This window comes from Zobellella sp. DQSA1 (genome assembly GCF_041950555.1).
Classification (GTDB): Bacteria; Pseudomonadota; Gammaproteobacteria; order Enterobacterales; family Aeromonadaceae; genus Oceanimonas.
Map to the genome: position 1 here is coordinate 252,077 of NZ_CP169531.1, position 18,984 is coordinate 271,060.

The 18,984-nt window shown below is 57.9% G+C and carries 18 protein-coding genes; 10 read left to right on the forward strand and 8 right to left on the reverse strand.

Going from position 1 to position 18,984, the window contains the following annotated elements:
* The first annotated feature begins 339 nt into the window (after window positions 1-339).
* The 4 genes from ACEVBK_RS01235 (at window position 340) to ACEVBK_RS01250 (ending at window position 5,904) form a co-directional block, all read left to right on the forward strand.
* Entirely contained in the window at window positions 340-1,542 is a 1,203-nt protein-coding gene (locus ACEVBK_RS01235) for a cystathionine gamma-synthase family protein (RefSeq protein ID WP_375056832.1), read from the forward strand.
* Window positions 1,543-1,623: 81 nt separating this feature from the next.
* Window positions 1,624-2,664 (forward strand): homoserine dehydrogenase, encoded by a 1,041-nt coding sequence (locus ACEVBK_RS01240; RefSeq protein WP_375056833.1) that lies wholly within the window; start codon window positions 1,624-1,626, stop codon window positions 2,662-2,664.
* A gap of 62 nt (window positions 2,665-2,726) precedes the next feature.
* The gene (locus tag ACEVBK_RS01245; RefSeq protein WP_375056834.1) at window positions 2,727-4,178 is read left to right on the forward strand and encodes an aldehyde dehydrogenase family protein; all 1,452 of its coding nucleotides are present in this window, start codon (window positions 2,727-2,729) and stop codon (window positions 4,176-4,178) included.
* A 91-nt stretch (window positions 4,179-4,269) separates the two neighbouring features.
* Complete coding sequence (locus tag ACEVBK_RS01250) at window positions 4,270-5,904, forward strand: BCCT family transporter (protein ID WP_375056835.1); 1,635 nt, start codon at window positions 4,270-4,272, stop codon at window positions 5,902-5,904.
* Window positions 5,905-6,159: 255 nt separating this feature from the next.
* On the opposite strand, the gene greB is transcribed toward ACEVBK_RS01250, so the two are convergent.
* The gene (gene greB, locus ACEVBK_RS01255) at window positions 6,160-6,642 is read right to left on the reverse strand and encodes a transcription elongation factor GreB (protein ID WP_375056836.1); all 483 of its coding nucleotides are present in this window, start codon (window positions 6,640-6,642) and stop codon (window positions 6,160-6,162) included.
* 503 nt (window positions 6,643-7,145) lie between these two features.
* Between greB and ACEVBK_RS01260 the strand changes: the two genes are divergently transcribed.
* Together ACEVBK_RS01260 and ACEVBK_RS01265 are read left to right on the forward strand one after the other, a co-directional pair.
* On the forward strand, window positions 7,146-7,511 hold the full coding sequence (locus ACEVBK_RS01260) for an adenosine deaminase (RefSeq protein WP_375056837.1): 366 nt from the start codon (window positions 7,146-7,148) through the stop codon (window positions 7,509-7,511).
* Window positions 7,511-9,325, forward strand: coding sequence for a DUF4105 domain-containing protein (locus tag ACEVBK_RS01265; protein WP_375056838.1), 1,815 nt, complete (start codon window positions 7,511-7,513; stop codon window positions 9,323-9,325). The genes ACEVBK_RS01260 and ACEVBK_RS01265 overlap by 1 nt, the downstream gene beginning before the upstream one ends.
* A 67-nt stretch (window positions 9,326-9,392) precedes the next feature.
* Here ACEVBK_RS01265 and zigA read toward each other — a convergent pair whose 3' ends face one another.
* A complete protein-coding gene (gene zigA, locus ACEVBK_RS01270) occupies window positions 9,393-10,595 on the reverse strand; it encodes a zinc metallochaperone GTPase ZigA (protein WP_375056839.1) in 1,203 nt (400 codons plus the stop codon).
* A 97-nt stretch (window positions 10,596-10,692) separates the two neighbouring features.
* On the opposite strand from zigA, the gene ACEVBK_RS01275 reads away from it, so the two are divergent.
* The gene (locus ACEVBK_RS01275; protein ID WP_375056840.1) at window positions 10,693-11,319 is read left to right on the forward strand and encodes a DUF1826 domain-containing protein; all 627 of its coding nucleotides are present in this window, start codon (window positions 10,693-10,695) and stop codon (window positions 11,317-11,319) included.
* A gap of 39 nt (window positions 11,320-11,358) precedes the next feature.
* Here ACEVBK_RS01275 and ACEVBK_RS01280 read toward each other — a convergent pair whose 3' ends face one another.
* The 5 genes from ACEVBK_RS01280 to hslR form a co-directional block, all read right to left on the reverse strand.
* Window positions 11,359-11,604: a Rho-binding antiterminator gene (locus ACEVBK_RS01280; protein WP_375056841.1), complete on the reverse strand. Its 246-nt coding sequence runs from the start codon at window positions 11,602-11,604 to the stop codon at window positions 11,359-11,361.
* A 43-nt stretch (window positions 11,605-11,647) separates the two neighbouring features.
* Window positions 11,648-12,133, reverse strand: coding sequence for an Lrp/AsnC family transcriptional regulator (locus tag ACEVBK_RS01285; RefSeq protein ID WP_375056842.1), 486 nt, complete (start codon window positions 12,131-12,133; stop codon window positions 11,648-11,650).
* A gap of 546 nt (window positions 12,134-12,679) precedes the next feature.
* On the reverse strand, window positions 12,680-14,293 hold the full coding sequence (gene pckA, locus ACEVBK_RS01290; protein WP_375056843.1) for a phosphoenolpyruvate carboxykinase (ATP): 1,614 nt from the start codon (window positions 14,291-14,293) through the stop codon (window positions 12,680-12,682).
* A gap of 171 nt (window positions 14,294-14,464) precedes the next feature.
* Window positions 14,465-15,334, reverse strand: a complete 870-nt coding sequence (hslO, locus tag ACEVBK_RS01295; protein ID WP_375056844.1) for an Hsp33 family molecular chaperone HslO — start codon at window positions 15,332-15,334, stop codon at window positions 14,465-14,467.
* 20 nt (window positions 15,335-15,354) lie between these two features.
* Window positions 15,355-15,747, reverse strand: a complete 393-nt coding sequence (gene hslR / locus ACEVBK_RS01300; RefSeq protein ID WP_375056845.1) for a ribosome-associated heat shock protein Hsp15 — start codon at window positions 15,745-15,747, stop codon at window positions 15,355-15,357.
* A 163-nt stretch (window positions 15,748-15,910) separates the two neighbouring features.
* Here hslR and nudE point away from each other — a divergent pair, with 163 nt between their 5' ends.
* Entirely contained in the window at window positions 15,911-16,468 is a 558-nt protein-coding gene (nudE, locus tag ACEVBK_RS01305) for an ADP compounds hydrolase NudE (RefSeq protein ID WP_375056846.1), read from the forward strand.
* Between the two features lie 2 nt (window positions 16,469-16,470).
* On the forward strand, window positions 16,471-17,292 hold the full coding sequence (gene cysQ, locus ACEVBK_RS01310) for a 3'(2'),5'-bisphosphate nucleotidase CysQ (protein WP_375056847.1): 822 nt from the start codon (window positions 16,471-16,473) through the stop codon (window positions 17,290-17,292).
* A gap of 15 nt (window positions 17,293-17,307) precedes the next feature.
* Here the strand turns inward: cysQ and metJ are convergent, their stop codons facing one another.
* A complete protein-coding gene (gene metJ, locus ACEVBK_RS01315) occupies window positions 17,308-17,637 on the reverse strand; it encodes a met regulon transcriptional regulator MetJ (RefSeq protein ID WP_202084975.1) in 330 nt (109 codons plus the stop codon).
* Between the two features lie 181 nt (window positions 17,638-17,818).
* Here metJ and metB point away from each other — a divergent pair, with 181 nt between their 5' ends.
* On the forward strand, window positions 17,819-18,979 hold the full coding sequence (metB, locus tag ACEVBK_RS01320) for a cystathionine gamma-synthase (RefSeq protein WP_375056848.1): 1,161 nt from the start codon (window positions 17,819-17,821) through the stop codon (window positions 18,977-18,979).
* The last annotated feature ends 5 nt before the right edge of the window (window positions 18,980-18,984 follow it).

The following is an 18,984-nucleotide window of genomic DNA, read 5'->3' on the forward strand; positions in this document are numbered from 1 at the left end:
CCGTGAACAGCAGGGCTGTCACCAAAGCAACCCATTAGCAAAACGACCCCTAAGGCCGTTTTTTATTCGTTTCCGGATTTATTTCATTTCGGCCATTCTTGGCAGGAAGGCTACAGGAAACCGGTTTAAAGAAACAGATGCCAATGAAAACGGTAAATAAATGAATGTTTTTGGTGCCGGTGCGTAACGCCAGGGTATCAATTCCGCACCCGAACCGAGGGTGGACGATAGCGGTGACCCTGGTCGGTTGCCAACGGTTTGCTAATGCAACGGCCTTTCCCAACGGCTCGGAAGCCCCGTTGCAAGGTAATGATTTAATAGTAAAAAGGAACAGCATCCATGAACAATGCCGATTACAAAAACGCCGGCGCAGGTACCAAAGTGGTTTGGGCCGGAGAAAAAACCGCGCTTGCCCATAACGCCACCCAGGTGCCCATCATGCTCAGCGCCGCCTTTCAGTATGACGATATCGACGAGTGGTATGACGTCGCCATGGGTGAGAAGCCGGGGCATATTTACAGCCGCATGAGCAACCCCACGGTGCGCGCCCTGGAAGAAAAAATGTGCGTGCTGGAAGGCGCCGAAAATGCCGTTGCCTTTGCAACCGGGATGGCCGCGATCAGCAGCACGCTTTATACCTTCCTGCGGCCCGGCGATCGGGTGGTTTCCGTCAAGGATACCTACGGCGGCACCAACAAGATTTTCGACGAGTTTCTCCCGGGCATGGGGGTGGAGGTGCGGCTCTGCCCAACGGAAGACATGGCCCTGCTGGAAAGCGAAATCGCCGAAGGCTGCACGGTGCTCTACCTGGAAACGCCGACCAACCCCACCCTGAAGATCCTGGATATCGAACGGCTGGCCCGTGCCGGCAAGGCGGCCGGCGCCCTGGTGATTATTGACAACACCTTCGCCACGCCACTCAATCAGAACCCCCTGGCGCTGGGGGTGGACATAGTGCTGCACAGCGCCACCAAGTTCCTGAGCGGCCACGCGGATGTGATGGGCGGCGTGGTGTGCGGCTCTGGCGAGCTCATGCAGCGGGTGGCGCACTATCGGGAAATCAACGGCTCCTCCCTCGATGCCTTCTCCGCCTACATGATCATCCGCGGCATGAAAACGCTCAAGCTGCGGGTGCGCCAGCAGGAAGCCAGTGCCATGGCCCTTGCACGTTATCTGCAAGGCGAGCCGCTGGTCGAGCAGGTCAACTATCCGGGATTGCCGGAGCACCCGGGTCATGACATCGCCGCAAGCCAGATGAAGGGATTCGGCGGTATCGTCAGTTTTGTCCTCAGGCACGGCATGGACGCGGTAAAGATACTGTTGCCAAAACTGGTCTATGCCAATCGGGCCGGCAACCTCGGCGCGGTGGAAACCATATATGGCCCGGCAAGAACCACCAGCCACGTGGAAAACACGCTGGAGGAACGGCTGGCCCTGGGTATCTCCGAAGGCCTGGTGCGCATCTCGGTGGGTATTGAAGACACGGACGACCTGCTGGCGGATCTGAAGCAGGCGTTCGACCAGCTGCGGAAATCTCTTTAAGGATATTCAATATGTCGCATGGTTGGCTCCAGTCGCAGCCATGTGACCCTGTTCCACTCTTAATTAAAGCAAGGAAGATTTATGACGCATAAAGTTGCAATACTGGGCTTCGGTGTCGTTGGGCAAGGGCTCGCCGAGATACTGCATGACAAGGCCGCCTCGCTACGCGAAGGGCTGGGTTTCGACGCCCGCATCGTCGCGGTATCGGACCTGATGAAGGGGGCTCTCTATCACCCGCACGGGCTCAATATTCCCGCGTTGCTGAACGCCGTCCGTGCCACCGGCTCCCTCGACAACTACCCCGACGAGCCGGGCCTGATCCGTGGCTGGGACAGTTTTACAACGATCAGGGAGAGCAATGCCGACACCGTGGTCGAGCTGACTTTCACGGATGGCAAAACGGGCCAGCCGGCCATCGACCATTGCCGCCTGGCGTTTGAATGCAAGAAACATGTCGTGATGAGCAACAAGGGCCCGGTATCGCTCGCCTATGAAAGCCTCGCGCGGATGGCGGAGGCGCATGGCGTGCGCTGGGGCTTTGAAGGCACCGTGATGAGCGGAACGCCGGCCTTGCGCATGCCGTTGGTCGCGCTGTCCGGCAATGACATCGGCGAAGTCAGGGGCATCCTGAACGGCACCACCAACTTTATGCTGACCCGCATGGCCGAAGGGGTAAGTTACGACGAAGCCCTGGCCGAGGCCCAGGCAAAAGGCTATGCGGAAGCCGATCCTACCAACGATGTGGAAGGGTACGATGCCCAGTACAAGACGGCCATCCTCGCCAATGTGGTGATGGGCATTCCCCTCAAGCGGGAAGACATTCCCTGCCGGGGCATTCGTGATATTTCACCGGAGGATATTGCCCAGGCGTCACGCGAAGGCAAAATCTGGAAGCTGCTGGCCAGGTGCAGGCGCGAAGGCGGCAGTGTTCAGGCCAGTGTGGGGCCGGTTGCCATTCCGCTCACCGATCCGCTGGCCGGCGTTGGCGGGGCGCTGAATGCCATCACCTATGAATGCGACCTGGCCGGCCCCATCACCCTGATCGGGCCCGGCGCCGGAAAAACAGAAACGGGATATTCCATCCTGATCGATCTTATCAATATTCATCGCCATCAAATCTGAACCATTAAAAGATCCATTCTCTTTTTTAATGGCATTACTCGCTTTGTGATTGGAAAATGACCATGAAGTCAATATCTGTAGAGTCTATGGAAGGAAAACTGTTTCTGTCCGGGCAATGGGTCGGCATGGATAACACCTACGACCTGTTCAATGCCGAGGGAAACAGCCTGATTACCAGAATTGCTTCCGCCCAGGAATCCCATGTGCTTGAGGCCATCCGCAAGGGAAAGGCCGGTGCGGAAGTGGCGGCCGCGATGCCGGTGCACGAACGAATGAGAATATTGAACGGTGCGGCGGACGTTGTTGAAAACAACCGCCATGTCTATATCGAAACCATCCTTTCGGAAGGGTGTAAAACCCGGCGGGAAGCCACCAAGGAAGTGAATCGCTGCATACAGACCTTAAGACTTTCCGCCGAAGAAGCGCGGCGTATCAACGGCGAGACCATTTCATTCGATCAAATGCCGGGTAGCGAGGGGCGCGTCGGTTACTACTATCGCTTCCCGGTGGGGCTCATTGTGGCGATCACGCCCTTTAACGATCCGCTCAACCTGGTTGCACACAAGATAGGGCCCGCGGTGGCCAGTGGTAACGCCATTATTGTGAAGCCCGCCCCGGCAACCCCCCTGAGCGCCCTGCTGCTGGCCGAAGCCTTTGCCCAGGCGGGCTTGCCCGATGGCGTGCTTTCCGTGCTGCCGGGATTTCCGGAAGACATGGGGGAGCACCTGATCACCCATGGCGATGTGCGCATGATTTCATTTACCGGCGGGCTGGGCTCCGGCAAGGCACTGATGCAAAAAGCCGGGCTGAAGAAAATGAGCATGGAGCTGGGCGCCAGTTCTCCGGCGCTGGTGCTCGATGATGCGGATCTGGAGCTGGCGGTCGAGGCAATCATTTCCGGCGCCTTCTGGGCCGCCGGGCAAAACTGCCTCGGTGTGCAGCGTGTTTATGTGCACAGCGCACGCTACGGCGAATTCCTCAACACCCTGGTGGACAGGACCCGCAGCCTGCGGGTCGGCAGCAAGCAGAGCGAAGAGACCGATGTCGGCCCCATGATCAGCCTGTCCGAGGCCGAGCGGGTGGAAAGCTGGGTTAACGAAGCCCTTGCCAACGGCGCCCGCCTGCTCTGCGGGGGGGAGCGCAATGGGGCCTTCTATCTTCCGACCATACTCGAGAAGGTGCCGGGTAACTGTCGCCTGGCCCGGGAGGAGATTTTCGGCCCCGTGGTCATGGTTGAGCCGTTCGACAGCTTTGATGAGGCTATCGATAAAGCCAATGGTGTTAACTTCGGGCTGCATGCCGGTGTATTTACCCAGGATATCAACAAGGCATTCTCTGCCATTCGTCGCCTCGAGGTTGGCGGGGTGATGATTAATGACAGTTCCGATTACCGTATCGATGCCATGCCCTTCGGTGGAGTTAAACACTCGGGTATTGGCAGGGAAGGTGTGAAGTTCTCTATTCAGGAAATGACCGAGACCAAGGTGGTGTGTTTTAAAACCAGCGGTTTTTGATTTTCTGAACCGAGAGGGAAGGTTGCCGGGCCCTTGGTCGTGGTTATTGGCCCGGCAATATTATCAGGGAATAATTTGATAGGTATATCATATGAACAAACATCAACATAACAAAATGGCGGTCGATCCCGCCATTCTCTGGCCCGCCGCCATTCTTATTCTGGCCGCCAGTGTCCCTCTGGTGATCAACCCTGTTGCAGGCAAGGAAATAGTAGCGGCGATGCTGAACTGGGTGACGGGCGAATTCGGCTGGCTTTATCTGCTGTCTGTGGTCGGCAGTTTCTTTTTCATGTGCTGGCTGGCCTTCGGCCCGGTGGGAAAAATCAAGCTGGGCGCGGCGGAAGATAAACCCGAGTTCAATACGGTGTCCTGGATAGCGATGCTTTTTTGTGCCGGGATCGGCATATCCATCTGTAACTGGGCCTTTATTGAACCGCTTTACTTTATGACGACCCCTCCGCTCGGGGTGCAGCCGGATACTCCTACCGCGGTTGAGTGGGCCGCCATGTACCCGATGTTTCACTGGGGTATAGTACCCTGGGCCCTGTATCTGATGCCCGCGCTGCCGATAGGCTATGCGCTCTATGTGCGCAGGGTCAATGTACTGCGCCTGAGTGAAGCCTGCCGTGGGGTCTTGGGGGATAGGGTCGACGGCATTATCGGAAAGATCATCGACGTCACCGTGATATTTTCGATAGTGGGCGGTGTCGGCACCTCACTGGGGCTTTCTGTGCCACTGGTATCCAAGCTGTTTCAGACCATGTTTGGCTTTGAGGACTCTTTCGGTTTGCAGATGTTTATCCTCGCCGCCTGGATCCTGATGATCTCCTGGAGCGTTTACAACGGCCTGAACAAGGGGATACAGGCGCTTTCCAATATCAATGCCGTGTTGGCCCTGGTGTTGCTCGGCTTTGTGCTGGTGGCCGGATCTACCGTCTTTTTGCTCAAGCTCTGGACCAACAGCATCGGGCTGTTTATGGATAATTTTTTCCGTATGAACTTCTGGACCGATCCCATTGAGCAGGGCGGATTTCCCGAAGGCTGGACCATGTTCTACTGGGCATGGTGGATTGCCTATGCGCCCATGATGGGGCTGTTTGTGGCTCGGATATCGCGTGGCCGGACCATCCGGGAGCTGATACTGCATGGTGTGACCTGGGGAAGCGTCGGATGCTGGGCCTTTTTTGCCATCTGGGGTGGCTACGCCATTGATATCGATATCAACGGCACGCTCAATCTGCAGGCCATTCTCGCCGAAGAGGGCATTCCGGCGACGGTGGTGGCCGTGTTGCAGACGCTGCCCAATTCCGCACTGGTGCTTCCCATTTTTACGCTGCTGTGCTTTGTGTTCCTGGCGACGACGGTCGACTCTTCGGCCTATATGCTGGCGGCCATTTGTACCAAGGATATTACCGGGTATCAGGAGCCGGCACGTTGGAACCGTATCCTGTGGACCCTGCTACTGGCCGTGGTTGGTATTGGCCTGCTGTCGGTGGGCGGTTTGCAGGCGGTGCAGTCGTCAACGGTGCTCGTTGCGCTGCCGATGATACCCGTACTGTTCATCATGGCCGTTTCACTGCTGCGCTGGGTATACCAGGATTTTGCTGCCGAACTGAGACCGCAGTGCATCGCCCATCATCAGGCCCGGGTACCGGCTGTGGAAACAACGGAGCAAGGTGAGGAAGCGGTCGAGCCGCTTGGATACCAGAAACCGGTGTCAGGCTGATGCCCGGTGGTTTTCAGCGGTTCACGGCATAACTGGTGACACCCCCGGCCCAATGGCCGGGGGTTTTGCATTTCAGGGCAAGGGCGCTGTGGCGATAGCTCACTGAGCCTGGTAGTGCAACATCGACCTGGTCCCGCACGCAGACACGCCGTGAACCCATCCCTGGCGCGGAGGGTCTGCTTAGCGGAACCCGGTCGCTGCCGGTCGTGACCTACCATTCGGAGCAGTTATTTATCTGCCGAGATGGGGCGGCAATCAGTCTTCGAAGGGGCTGTATCTAATGTGGTTGATATACCACTCCCTGACGCCCGAGGGGGTATTTACCCGTACCTCGTCGTCCACCTGTTTGCCGATCAGCGCCCGGGCCATGGGCGAGTCGATGGTGATATGGTTGTTTTTGGTGTCGATTTCGTCGGGGCCGACGATGCGGTAGCGCACCCTGTCGCCTTCTTCGTTTTCCAGCTCGACCCAGGCGCCGAAGAACACCTTGCCGTTCTGGCGCGGGTCGTGGTCGACGATTTTCACCGCCTCCAGCCGCTTCATCAGGTAGCGGATGCGGCGGTCGATTTCCCGCAGCCGCTTCTTGCCGTAGATGTATTCGGCGTTTTCGCTGCGGTCGCCCAGGGCGGCGGCTTCCGACACCGCCTGGGTCACCGCCGGCCGTTCCACCTTCCACAGGTGCTTGAGCTCGTCGTCCAGCTTGTGCCAGCCGGCACGGGTGATCAGGTTGGTTTTCATACGCTAGTTTCGGTGGCCTGAAAAGTGTCGGCTATTGTGTCCCAGCGCCGGGGAAGAGGGAAGGGACTTCAATGCCACAGAATGATGGTCAGGGGACGGGAATTTGTACAGACGAGAGAACACCTTGTTGAATTTCATAACAGCTTGATTTACCTGATAAATGAATCTGTGCTACGGAGTGTGAAAAGCACTCTACTGTATTCTGAGGGACGAGTGATCCTAATACTGCTACATTGACCGGGCACCACACGTAGATACGCCGTGAACCCATCTCTGGGGGCTCCACCACGCCATTCCTGGCTTAGCGGCACCCGGTCCGCCGATAGTGCTCTACTATTCGAAACCGTTATTTAGTTATTAGTGAAGTGTGAATTTATGGATTGCATGGCAATTCATCTTTTAATGTTTTTGTGTAACCGTCATTTCTTAAGCTTGACAAAATCTGTCGCAGCGGGATAATTGGAGACTCAAATAGATAACATATAAAGCGCGGAACTAAAACAATGAAAAAAGTCAAGTTTGTTGCCACGGCTGGCCTTGTGGTGACTCTTTCAGGTTGTGCCAGTATTCTGACCGACGATACTCAGCGTATCAACGTTATGTCTTCTTCATCTCAGAAGCTTGAAGTTGAGATTGATGGCCGTGTTCAGAATGCGCCTGGCATCATCACCGTAAAGAAAGAGAACAAGGATAAGACGCTGACTGTGAAAACGGCGGGCTGCGAACAGCAAATAGCACTGAACAAAGAGGTTGAGCCTACTTTCTTCGTCAACATCCTTTCTGGCGGAGCATTTGGTTCAACTACCGACTACGCTACCGAAAAAATGTGGCGTTATCAGGATTCCGTTGAGATTAAATGCGTTCAATAATGAACCTGTCGATATATTTAAAAAGAAGCCTGCTGGCTTCTTTTTTTTTGGTTGGTTATGACGGATGGACTGAAGAAGCTGCCATATCTTTCAGTGGACTGGCTTATCAGGAGCAGGTCCAGCTCTCGTCTTTGTTCCACTTTCAGGAGGGGAGACCCAGGATCACAGACCAGTCTTTTATCCTATCCGGTAAGGAGGCTAGCATTGAACAGGAGTTCAGGCTGAACATTGCAGCCTATATCGATAAGGAGGGAAGACAGGAATATTTATGTCATTTCCCGGCTCGTTCTCTCTGGTTTTCCAGATACCTCCGTCAGCCAAGTCCTACCTTTGAGCACTGTGAGGGTCTCCAGACCTATCTGGATTCAGTTCCCGCCGATGAAGTGAGCCTGGTATATGCTTCCGAGAATATTGTGAGTCCAAGCAGCTTTATGGGGCATTCGTTTCTGAAAATGAAAGATGCTGAAGATAAGCTTGCTCATGCAGTGTCTTATTTTACCGAGGTGGATGGATTCAATCTGCCTAAGATCATGTTTGAGTCACTGGTGACAGGAAAGGAAGGGTATTTCATCATCTCACCATACGAGGAGGCTCGACGCTATTACAAGGATATTGAAGGAAGGAACGTCTATGAGTACGATCTCGCACTGAACGAGTTTGATAAGGAATTTATCCGCCTTCACATGTGGGAGTTGAAGGATAAGAATATTGATTATTACTTTCACACTAATAACTGCGCTACCTTGACGCTGGATATTCTTAGCCTGGCTGAACCATCCTTGAATAAGCATAGTAAAGAATGGCTTAGTCCTCTCGATATCATCAAGTATGTGAGTGAGGCAGATATGGTAAAATCCATTCAAGTATCACCCTCGGTAGGGTGGCGGGTCAGGGCATTTGGCGACAGTTTTAGTTATCAAGAAAAGCAGAATGTTTTTATTGCTCTAGCAGGAAAAAAACAGGACTCCAGGATTTCATCCTTTTTCCAAGGTGCTGAAGAGCAGTATCTCTTTCATGAGTATCAAAAAGCACTGAATGACTGGCTTTACTTCGATGGTGCTATTGACTATCGACAGTATGAACACAACAGGATGCGACTGGAACTAGAAAGGGAAATAGTCGGCGATTATATGATGGATCTGTCAACCTATAAAAATCCACTCAATCGTTCGGCCGATGCTCAAATTATTTTTGGTAGCAGGTTGCAGAAGGAGGGAAGCCACTTGCTGATATCTTGGCTACCCGCCTCCCATATGGTTACTGATGATAACCGTAATGCTCTTAGTGAATCTTCTCTAGAGGTGATGAAATTCACTGCTGGTATCAAGGGTAACGATATTTATCTGGATGAAATGACTCTGTACGGCATTGAAAGCTATATACCATATGATGAGATTGTGGGAGGCGTTTCCGGGCGGTTCAAGTTGGGTTGGGAAAGGGGAGGATATGAATCATATCAGAGGAACAGAAGGTTTCGTGTCTCTGCTGCCCTGGGTGCTGCGCTTGACATTGGTTCGTCGGTGCTGCCCTATGCTTCGGTTGGCTCTGATCTGTCAATGAATTCCCATGCAGTCTGGATGAGTCCTCAAGTAGATATAGGAGCCTTTCTCTATCTTGCCAATGGCTCCAAGCTTCAAGTCAAATATTGGCTATCTTTTAATGAGTTGAGACAGAGTGAGCTAACTCAGGGTAGTGCGGTTTTGAATAGTTACTATATTGGTCATAATGCGGCCATTGACGTTGGTTTTTCCCACACCCTAGGGGAGAATTTTGATGAGTCACAGTTGATATTCAATATCAGGAAATTTTACTGATCCGGTGATAGCTTGATCCTTTAAGGATACGCCCGCCATCACCGTGAGAACCAGAACCAAATCTGTTTCAGTCCAACCACGCCGGGAAGGGGTCGGGCAGTTGTTGCCAGGCGCTGGGGCCCGGGCGCAGTTCCTCGTCGGTCAGCAGGCAGGCGTCCAGCTCGCGGCATAGCCCGGCCTGGTCCAGGCCCTGGCCGATAAACACCAGTTCCTGGCGGCGGTCGCCGTAGGGCTCGACCCAACTGGCCAGGATATGCTCCCGGCTTTCTTCGTCCTGGGGCCAGTCTGCCTTCGGCACCGCCTGCCAGAACAGGCCGGCGCCGCCGTGGTAGGCGATGCCGCCGGCCTGGTTCCACTGGCCGGCAAAATCGGGCCGGCTGGCCAGCCAGAAAAAGCCCTTGGAACGCAGCAGCCGGCCCTGGTCCTTGGGGCGGTGCAGAAAGTCGAAGAAGCGCTGGGGGTGGAAGGGGCGGCGGGCGCGATAGGCAAAGCTGCCGATACCGTATTCCTCGGTTTCCGGGCGGTGTTCGCCGCGCAGTTCCTGCAGCCAGCCGGGGGCGCGGGCGGCGCGTTCGAAGTCGAAACGGCCGGTGGCCAGCACCTTGTCCAGCGCCACCCGGCCCTGGCGGATGGGCAGGATCTCGGCTTCGGGGTTGAGCCGGGCGAGGATGGCGGTCAGCTCCGCCAGTTGCGCCGGACTCACCAGATCGGTCTTGCTCACCAGCAGCAGGTCACAGAATTCCACCTGCTCGATCAGCAGGTCGGTCACGCTGCGCTCATCGTCCTCGCCCAGGCTCTCGCCCCGCTCGGCCAGGGCCTGGGCGGCCTGGAAGTCGGCCAGGAAGTTGACGGCGTCCACCACCGTCACCAGGGTGTCGAGCCGGGCGATGTCGTGCAGGCGGCTGCCGTCCTCGCCCTCGAAGGTAAAGGTTTCGGCCACCGGCAAGGGCTCCGAGATGCCGGTGGATTCGATCACCAGGCAGTCGAAGCGGCCTTCGCCGGCCAGCCGGCGCACCTCCAGCAGCAGATCCTCGCGCAGGGTACAACAGATGCAGCCGTTGCTCATTTCCACCAGCCGGTCTTCGCCCCGGTGCAGGCTCACCTGCTGCTGCACGGTGGCGGCGTCGATATTCACCTCGCTCATGTCGTTGACGATCACCGCCACCCGCAGGCCCTGGCGGTTGTTGAGGATATGGTTCAGCACCGTGGTCTTGCCGGCGCCGAGAAAACCGGACAGCACGGTCACGGGGAGGGGGGAAGGGCTGGACATTGTGTTTGCTCCGCTTGCTTGCCATGGCTTATGATGGTTTGATTGTTATAACATAACACAAACTGTTCACCCCGTGTATCAGCAAGGAGCCCCGGTTATGAGCATTACCGATCAGCTGTTGTCCTGTTTCGCCCCCGTCAGTGTGCAGGGCGGCGATCCCGCCACCCTCACCAGGATCTACGAGCCCGACTGCAACCTGGCGGTGTGGCAGCGGCCCTTGCCGGCCGGGGTGGACGACTATGTGCAGCGGCTGCTGCAGGCGGGCAGCCGGGTGAGCGTGCGCGAGCGGGTGCCGGCCGAGGTGGTGGCGAGCGAGCTGGCCGGGCAACTGCCGGATCTGCCCGGTCGGGAGGCCCTGGCCGCCGACGTGCAGCAACTGGCGGAGATGTTCGCCTGTCTGTTCGATCTGCCCCGGGTGGGGGTTCGCCTGGCCAGCCTGCAAACCGCCATGTGCCCACGTTTCCATGTGGACCGGCTGCCTTGCCGGCTGGTGAGCACCTATTCCGGCCCGGGCACTCACTGGCTCAACCAGGAGCAGCGCAACCAGCTGTTGGTGGAAGGAGGGCGGGAGCCGGATCAATGGCAGCAACTGGCGGTGGGCGAGGTGGCGCTGATGAAGGGCGACGGTTGGCAAGGGGAGGAAGGGCAGGGTCTCTGGCACCGCTCGCCGCCGGTGCCCACCGGCTACCGGCGGCTGTTCCTGTCGATGGATTTTGCCGACTGAACCAGTGCCAGCGGGCTCATGCGACGCGACCGGCATGACTCAGTCGAAATCGATCACCCGGAAGTGGGGGTTGTCCGTGACCGCTTCCATGCGGGCCATGTCCGCCAGCCGTACCAGCTGCTTGGCCTCATTGGTGCCCAGCAGCAGGCACTCCTGCCGATCCGCGTCGCGGCGGGTGTCGAAGGCGATGCCTGTCAGCCGCTCACCCGAGGTCAGGGTCAGCCGGACCCGGTAGCGATACAGGCAGGCGACTTCGAGGTAGTCATGCTGATCGCAGCTCATCATGGTGGTGTTCCTCCTGCTCCGCTCCCGCCAGGTTTGACCTGATTTACCCCAGATGATCCAGCGGCAGGGCGGTTTCCCGCTTGATCCGCCGCAGCACGAAGCTGGAGCGTACCCCGGTCACCCCCTCCAGCCGGGTCAGCTTGCCCAGCAGGAACTGCTGGTAGTGCTCCATGTCGCGCACTATCACCTTGAGCTGGTAGTCGGCTTCGGTACCGGTGATCAGGTCGCATTCCAGCACCTCGGGAAAGCTCAGTATGGCCGCATCGAAGGCCTCGAACCGCTCCGGGGTGTGCCGATCCAGGGAGATATGGATATAGGCCTGCAGCGAGAGACCCAGCTTGGCGGCATCAAGCAGGGTGACGTGATCGGCAATAAGCCCCGCCTCTTCCAGCGCCTTGACCCGGCGTGAACAGGGAGAGGGAGACAGGCCGACTCGTTCGGCCAGCTCCAGGTTGCTGATGCGGCCGTGGCGCTGCATCAGCTCCAGAATACGCCTGTCGGTGCGGTCGAGTTGGAGAAGGTTGCTCAAGAATTTGGTCCTATAACAATAATTACTCTTGGTTGAGTATATGCGAGGAGAGTTATTGCTAAAAGGGTGTTTTTTAAGGACGTCTTTGCAACCACTCACCCCGGTTTTGACGCTAATATGGCTTCACCTTCTGGGAACAAACAGGCCGACACCTTCGGATCCTGTTGCGAACCGGGTTCATCCCCCCGGCCAGCCCCACCGAGCACACCGGGCCTTATCGGGCGGGTAGTGTGGACCGGAGCCACAAGCACCGGGTGTAGCGGAAGCACAGACTCGGCCGATGCCGGCATTAAAAGAGCGCCTCGAGCGCTCTTTTTGCTGTGTCGCCCATCAGAGCCCTTCGATATTGCTCCCGCCATGCCACTGAATGCCAATCACGGAGAGATACACGCCGCGATGTTAATGACGGGAATTCCCCCCGGGGCATGACGTTGTTTTTCCACGCGAATAAATTCGCGTCTACGATAGGTTTTGCCCTGAGTCGAGGGAAGAACACAAAAAAGCCCCGGCGGTGGCCGGGGCTGGATGGTTTGTTGTGCCGTTCGCTTACAGCTGCGGGCCGGCGGCCACCAGGGCCTTGCCCTCGGCGGTGTCGGTGAACTTCTCGAAGTTGTCCACGAAACGCTTGGCCAGATCCTGGGCCTTGGCGTCCCACTGGGCCGGGTCGGCGTAAGTGTTGCGCGGATCCAGAATGGACCCGTCTTCCACACCCTGCAGCTCGGTGGGGATGGCCACGTTGAAGTAGGGCAGGGTCACGAACTCGGCGTTTTCGATGGTGCCGTCGAGGATGGCGTTGATGATGGCGCGGGTCGCCTTGATGGAAATCCGCTTGCCGGTACCGTTCCAGCCGGTGTTCACCAGGTAGGCTTCGGCGCCCACCGCATCCATGCGCTTGGCCAGCACTTCCGCGTACTGGGTTGGGTGCAGGCTCAGGAAGGCCGCGCCGAAGCAACTGGAGAAGGTGGGGGTCGGCTCGGTGATGCCACGCTCGGTACCGGCCAGCTTGGCGGTGAAGCCGGACAGGAAGTGGTACTGGGCCTGCTCCCGGGTCAGCTTGCTCACCGGCGGCAGTACGCCGAAGGCGTCGGCGGTGAGGAAAATCACCTTCTTGGCGTGACCGGCCTTGGACACCGGCTTGACGATGTTGTCGATATGGTAGATGGGGTAGGAAACCCGGGTGTTCTCGGTTTTGCTGCCATCGTTGAAATCGATGGTGCCATCGGCCAGCACGGTCACGTTCTCGAGCAGTGCATCGCGGCGGATGGCGGCATAGATTTCCGGCTCGTTTTCCTGGCTCAGGCTGATGGTCTTGGCGTAGCAGCCGCCTTCGAAGTTGAACACACCGTCGTCGTCCCAGCCGTGCTCGTCGTCACCGATCAACTGGCGGTGCGGATCGGTGGACAGGGTGGTCTTGCCGGTGCCGGAGAGGCCGAAGAAGATGGCCACATCGCCGTCCTTGCCCACGTTGGCGGAGCAGTGCATGGAAGCGATGCCTTTGAGCGGCAGCAGGTAGTTCATCATGGAGAACATACCTTTCTTCATTTCGCCGCCGTACCAGGTACCGCCGATCAGCTGCATGCGCTCGGTCAGGTTGAAGGCCACGAAGTTTTCGCTGTTCAGGCCCTGCTCTTTCCAGTCGGGGTTGGTGCACTTGGCGCCGTTCATCACCACGAAGTCGGGCTCGAAGCTTTGCAGCTCTGCTTCGGTGGGACGGATGAACATGTTCTTCACGAAGTGGGCCTGCCAGGCCACTTCGGTGACGAAGCGCACGGACAGGCGGGTGTCCGGGTTGGCACCGCAGAAGGTGTCTACCACGAACAGGCGCTTGCCGGACAACTGGCGGGTCACCAGGCCCTTGAGGTGCTCCCAGGTTTCCTGCGTCATGGGCTTGTTGTCGTTCTTGCCCTGATCGGCCCACCACACGGTGTCGCGGGTCACATCGTCACGCACTATGTACTTGTCTTTCGGAGAGCGGCCGGTAAAGATGCCGGTGTCCACCGCAACAGCGCCCAGACTGGTTACCACGCCCTTTTCGTAGCCTTCTAAATCTGCACGGGTTTCTTCCTCGAACAACTGTTCATAGGAAGGGTTGTAAAGGATATCGGTTACGTCGGTAATACCGTATTGGGAAAGGCCTAATTGTTGCGCCTTGGACGTCATTGTTATCTCCTGGGTACAGAGGGGTTGGGTGATCATTTTATTAGTGTTGTTTTAGGACAAGAGAATATCAGGTATTAGGCGGCATTTAGGGGATCAGCTTCAAAATTTGCAATTTTGCGCGGCGAATTAAGCAAAAAGGGACGAAAAGCCCCTTTTTGTTATCCGCGAATGTTAATGCAATGTCGGCAGGTTATTAAATAATGTCTGCAAATCAGTACCATCGAAACGATATTGGTGGCCGCAGTAGTCGCAATGCATTTCAATTTGGCCACGCTCTTTCAAAATATCGTAGGCTTCTTCCCGCCCCACCTGCAACAGTGACTGCTCGCACTTTTCCCGGGAACAGGTACATTTGAAGCTGACCGGCTGGGGATCGAACACCCGCACCGCTTCCTGGTTGTAGAGCCGGTACAGCACTTCGTGGGCATCCAGCTGCAGCAGTTCTTCCGCCTTGATGGTATGGGTCAGGGCCTCGAGATGGGCGAAGTCATTTTCCTGTTCGGCATTGCCGGCGGGCAGCGCCTGCAGCAGCAGGCCGGCGGCGAGCTGGCGGCCGGCATGGATGTCGGTGAACAGCCAGATGCGGGTGGCCAGCTGCTCCGACTGGGCGAAGTAGTTTTCCAGGCTTTTGCTCAGGGAGTCGCCGCTCAGCTCCACTATGCCCTGGTAGCGCTCGCCTTCGTCGGGAGTGATGGTGATGGCCAGATAGCCCTTGCCGACCAGATCGGCCAGCTTGTCGCTGTCGGGCAGCTGTCCTTCCCAGCGGGCCACGCCGCGCAGCTGTTGCTGGTGGTCGCCGTTGATCACGGCAAGCGATACCGGGCCGTCGCCCTGCAGCTGCACCGTGATATGGCCTTCGAACTTGAGGGTGGCGGTGAGCAGGCTGGTGGCGGTAAGCAGTTCGCCCAGCAGCCGCTGTACCGGGGCCGGATAGGTCTTGGCTTCCAGCATATGGTGGAAGCTCTGTTGCAGTTGTACCAGTTCACCACGGACCTGGTAGTTGTCGAACAGATAACGATGGAGTTGATCGGTCTTGGTCATAAACAATCCTGTGTGGGCGGTCAGTCGCCTTGTTTGATTTTAAGCAGGGTGCGCCGTTCTTTCTTGTCCGGCTTGCGCTCCGGGCTGGGCGCGAACTGGCTGTTGAATTTGCGGGCTTCGGCGTTTTGTTCCCGTTTCTTGATGCTGTCCGGGGTTTCCCGGTACAGCCGTTGGGCGATCTCCGCCTTGCCCCGATGCTCGGACAGCTCCAGCACCACCACTTCCCTTTCATCGTTCCCCTGGCGCAGGCGGATAATGGCGCCCACTTCCACCACTTTGCTGGGTTTGCCGCGCTGGCCGTTATAGTGCACCTTGCCGCCATCAATCATGGTGCGGGCCAGGCTGCGGGTCTTGTAGAAGCGGGCGGCCCACAGCCATTTATCCAGTCGGACGGGCAGCTTGTCTCCGTTCATTGCACTCGCTCACATTAAAACTAAAGCTGAATTATACCAGATGCCCCAGGCCCTGGAGTATAAAGGGGAGGGCAAAACCCCGGTTCCGGCAACTTGTGGGCAGACGTTTCTGCCCAGTTGCGATAACCTCTGAATAGAGAGTGAACATAATGACGAGACAGGCATGGCGGACGACAAACAGAAACCAGAGATACTGCATACGGAACTGGTGGCCGAAAGCCGCCTGTTCAAGGTGGAATCGGTCCATTTGAAATTCAGCAATGGTGTGGAGCGGGTCTATGAGCGCATGCGCAGCAGCGGCCGAGGTGCCGTGATGCTGGTGCCCTTGATGGACGAAGACACCCTGTTGCTGATCCGCGAATATTCCGCCGGTACTCACAGTTATGAGCTGGGCTTCCCCAAGGGGTTGATCGATCCGGGAGAAGACGCCATGGAGGCGGGTAACCGGGAACTGATGGAAGAAATCGGCTACGGGGCGCGGCAACTGACCCACCTCAAGCAGGTGACCCTGGCACCCGGTTATTTTGGCAGTCGCATGGATATCTTATTGGCACGGGATTTGTATCCCGAACAACGCGAGGGGGACGAGCCGGAACCGCTGGAAGTGGTGCCCTGGCCGCTGGACCAACTGGATCAGTTGATGGCTCGGCCCGACTTCAGCGAGGCGCGCAGTATCTGCGGCCTGTTTCTGCTGCAGGACTGGCTCAATAAAGAGGAGTAACCATGGATATCACTGCCTTGCTGCCTGGCGTCAAGGCGGCGGCCCGCGACGCGGGCCGCCGCATACTGACGCTGTACGACAGTGGCCACTACCAGGCTGAACAAAAAGACGACGACAGCCCGGTCACCAGCGCCGATCTGGCGGCGCACGCCTATCTCGATCAGGCCCTGCGCGAGCTGGCCGACATTCCGGTGCTGTCGGAAGAGGGGGGGGACATTCCGCTGGCAGAACGCCGCGGCTGGCCGCGCTACTGGCTGGTGGACCCGCTGGACGGCACCCAGGAGTTCATCGCCGGCAGTGGTGATTTTTCCACCATGATCGCCCTGGTCGAGCACGGCCGGCCGGTGCTGGGGGTGGTCTATGCACCGGTACAGGATCTGCTGTATTACGCGGTGCACGAACATGGTGCATTCAAGGAGGCGGAAGGCACCACCAGGCGCATCCATGCCCGTCATCACGACCGGCAGGCGGCGCTTACCAGCCTGCGTATCGCCATCAGCCGCCGGCAGGACGTGGCCTGGGTGCGTTCCCGGCTGAGCAGCGAGCTGGACTATCAGCTGGTGCCCCTGGGGTCGAGTTCGCTCAAGTCCTGCCTGGTGGCGGAAGGGGAGGCCGATTTATACATGCGCATTGGCCCCACCGGCGAGTGGGATACCGGTGCGACCCAGTGCATAGTGGAAGAGGCGGGGGGAAGGATCCTGGATCTGAGCCTGGACCGGCTCAGTTATAACCTGCGGGACAGCCTGACCAACCCCAATTTCATTACCCTGGGGGACGAGGGATTGCCCTGGCAGCAGATACTGGTAACGGGCGGCAAGGAATAACGCCGCCGGGCGTTATTATTCGTCGTCGATGGCGTAATCTTCGATTTCGATGCCCAGCTCGGCCATGATTTCCCGTGCCTGGGCGGGGATCTGGTCGGGTACGTCCTTGCGCAGGTCGTCGTCCTGGGGCAGGGGCTGGCCGGTGTAGGCGTGCAGGAAGGCTTCGCACAGCAGTTCGCTGTTGGTGGCGTGGCGCAGGTTGTTGACCTGGCGGCGGGTGCGCTCGTCGGTGAGAATCTTCAGCACCTTGAGCGGTATGGAGACGGTGATCTTCTTGACCTGTTCATTTTTCTTGCCGTGCTCGGCGTAAGGGCTGATATAGTCGCCGTTCCATTCAGTTTTCATCATGCACCCACTAAATAAGGTTAAAAATCCGGAACGGATTGTAACCCCTACATTTTTTATTGGCAATCCAACCACAAAGCCTTTTAGACGTCCGGAAGGCTTGACGGCTCTTCTCTGCTGAGTTACTGTGCGCCTCTTGGAAATTCCAGATATCAGGCTGCCAGCGTGCAAAGGAGAGGACATGCCCGACTACCAGACCCAGACTTACGCCGTTCGTACCGGCATCGATACCGACACCCAGCATGGTGCCGTGGTGCCGCCGGTCTACCTCACCAGCACTTATTCGTTTGCCGATTATAACCAGCCGCGCCAGTTCGACTACACCCGTTCCGGTAACCCCACCCGGCAGACCCTGATCGAGGCCCTGACCCGGCTGGAAGCCGGCGCGGGCGCGGCGGTCACCTCCACCGGCATGGGCGCCATCAACCTGATCATCACCTCCCAGCTGCAGGCCGGTGACCTGCTGCTGGCGCCCCACGACTGCTATGGCGGCAGCCACCGGCTGTTCAACTCCCTGGCGAAAAAGGGCAACTTCCGGGTGGAGTACGTGGATCAGAACGACCCCGCCGCCCTGGCCGAGGCCCTGGCCCAAAAGCCGAAGATCCTGTGGATTGAAACCCCGTCCAACCCGCTGCTGCGGGTGGTAGACATCGCCGCCCTCTGTGCCGCGGCGAAAGACATCGGCGCCCTCTCGGTGGTGGACAACACCTTCCTGTCGCCGGCGCTGCAGCAGCCGCTGAAACTGGGCGCAGACCTGGTGGTGCACTCCACCACCAAATACATCAACGGCCACTCGGACGTGCTGGGCGGCGCCGTGGTGGCCGCCGATGCCCAACTGGCGGAGGAACTGCGCTGGTGGGCCAACTGCCTGGGCCTGACCGGCTCGCCCTTCGACAGCTACCTGACCCTGCGCGGCCTGCGTACCCTGGGCGTGCGCATGCGTCAGCACTGTGAGAACGCCGCGGCCCTGGTGGCCTACCTGCAGGGCCGGCCCGAGGTGAAGGCGGTGTATCATCCCAGCCTGCCCGGCAACCCCGGCCACGAGGTCGCCGCCCGCCAGCAGTCCGGCTTCGGCGCCATGCTCAGCTTCGAGCTGGACGTGAACGAGGCAGGCATGAAGGCCTTCCTGCAGCAGTTGCAGCTGTTCTCCCTGGCCGAGTCCCTGGGCGGGGTGGAAAGCCTGATCGCCCACCCGGCCACCATGACCCACGCGGCCATGACCGAAGAAGCCCGCGCCGCCGCCGGTATCAGCAACCAACTGCTGCGGGTATCCGTGGGGATCGAGGACGTGCGCGACCTCATTCATGATTTAGACAATGCATTCAAGGCGTTAACCAAGTAAATGAC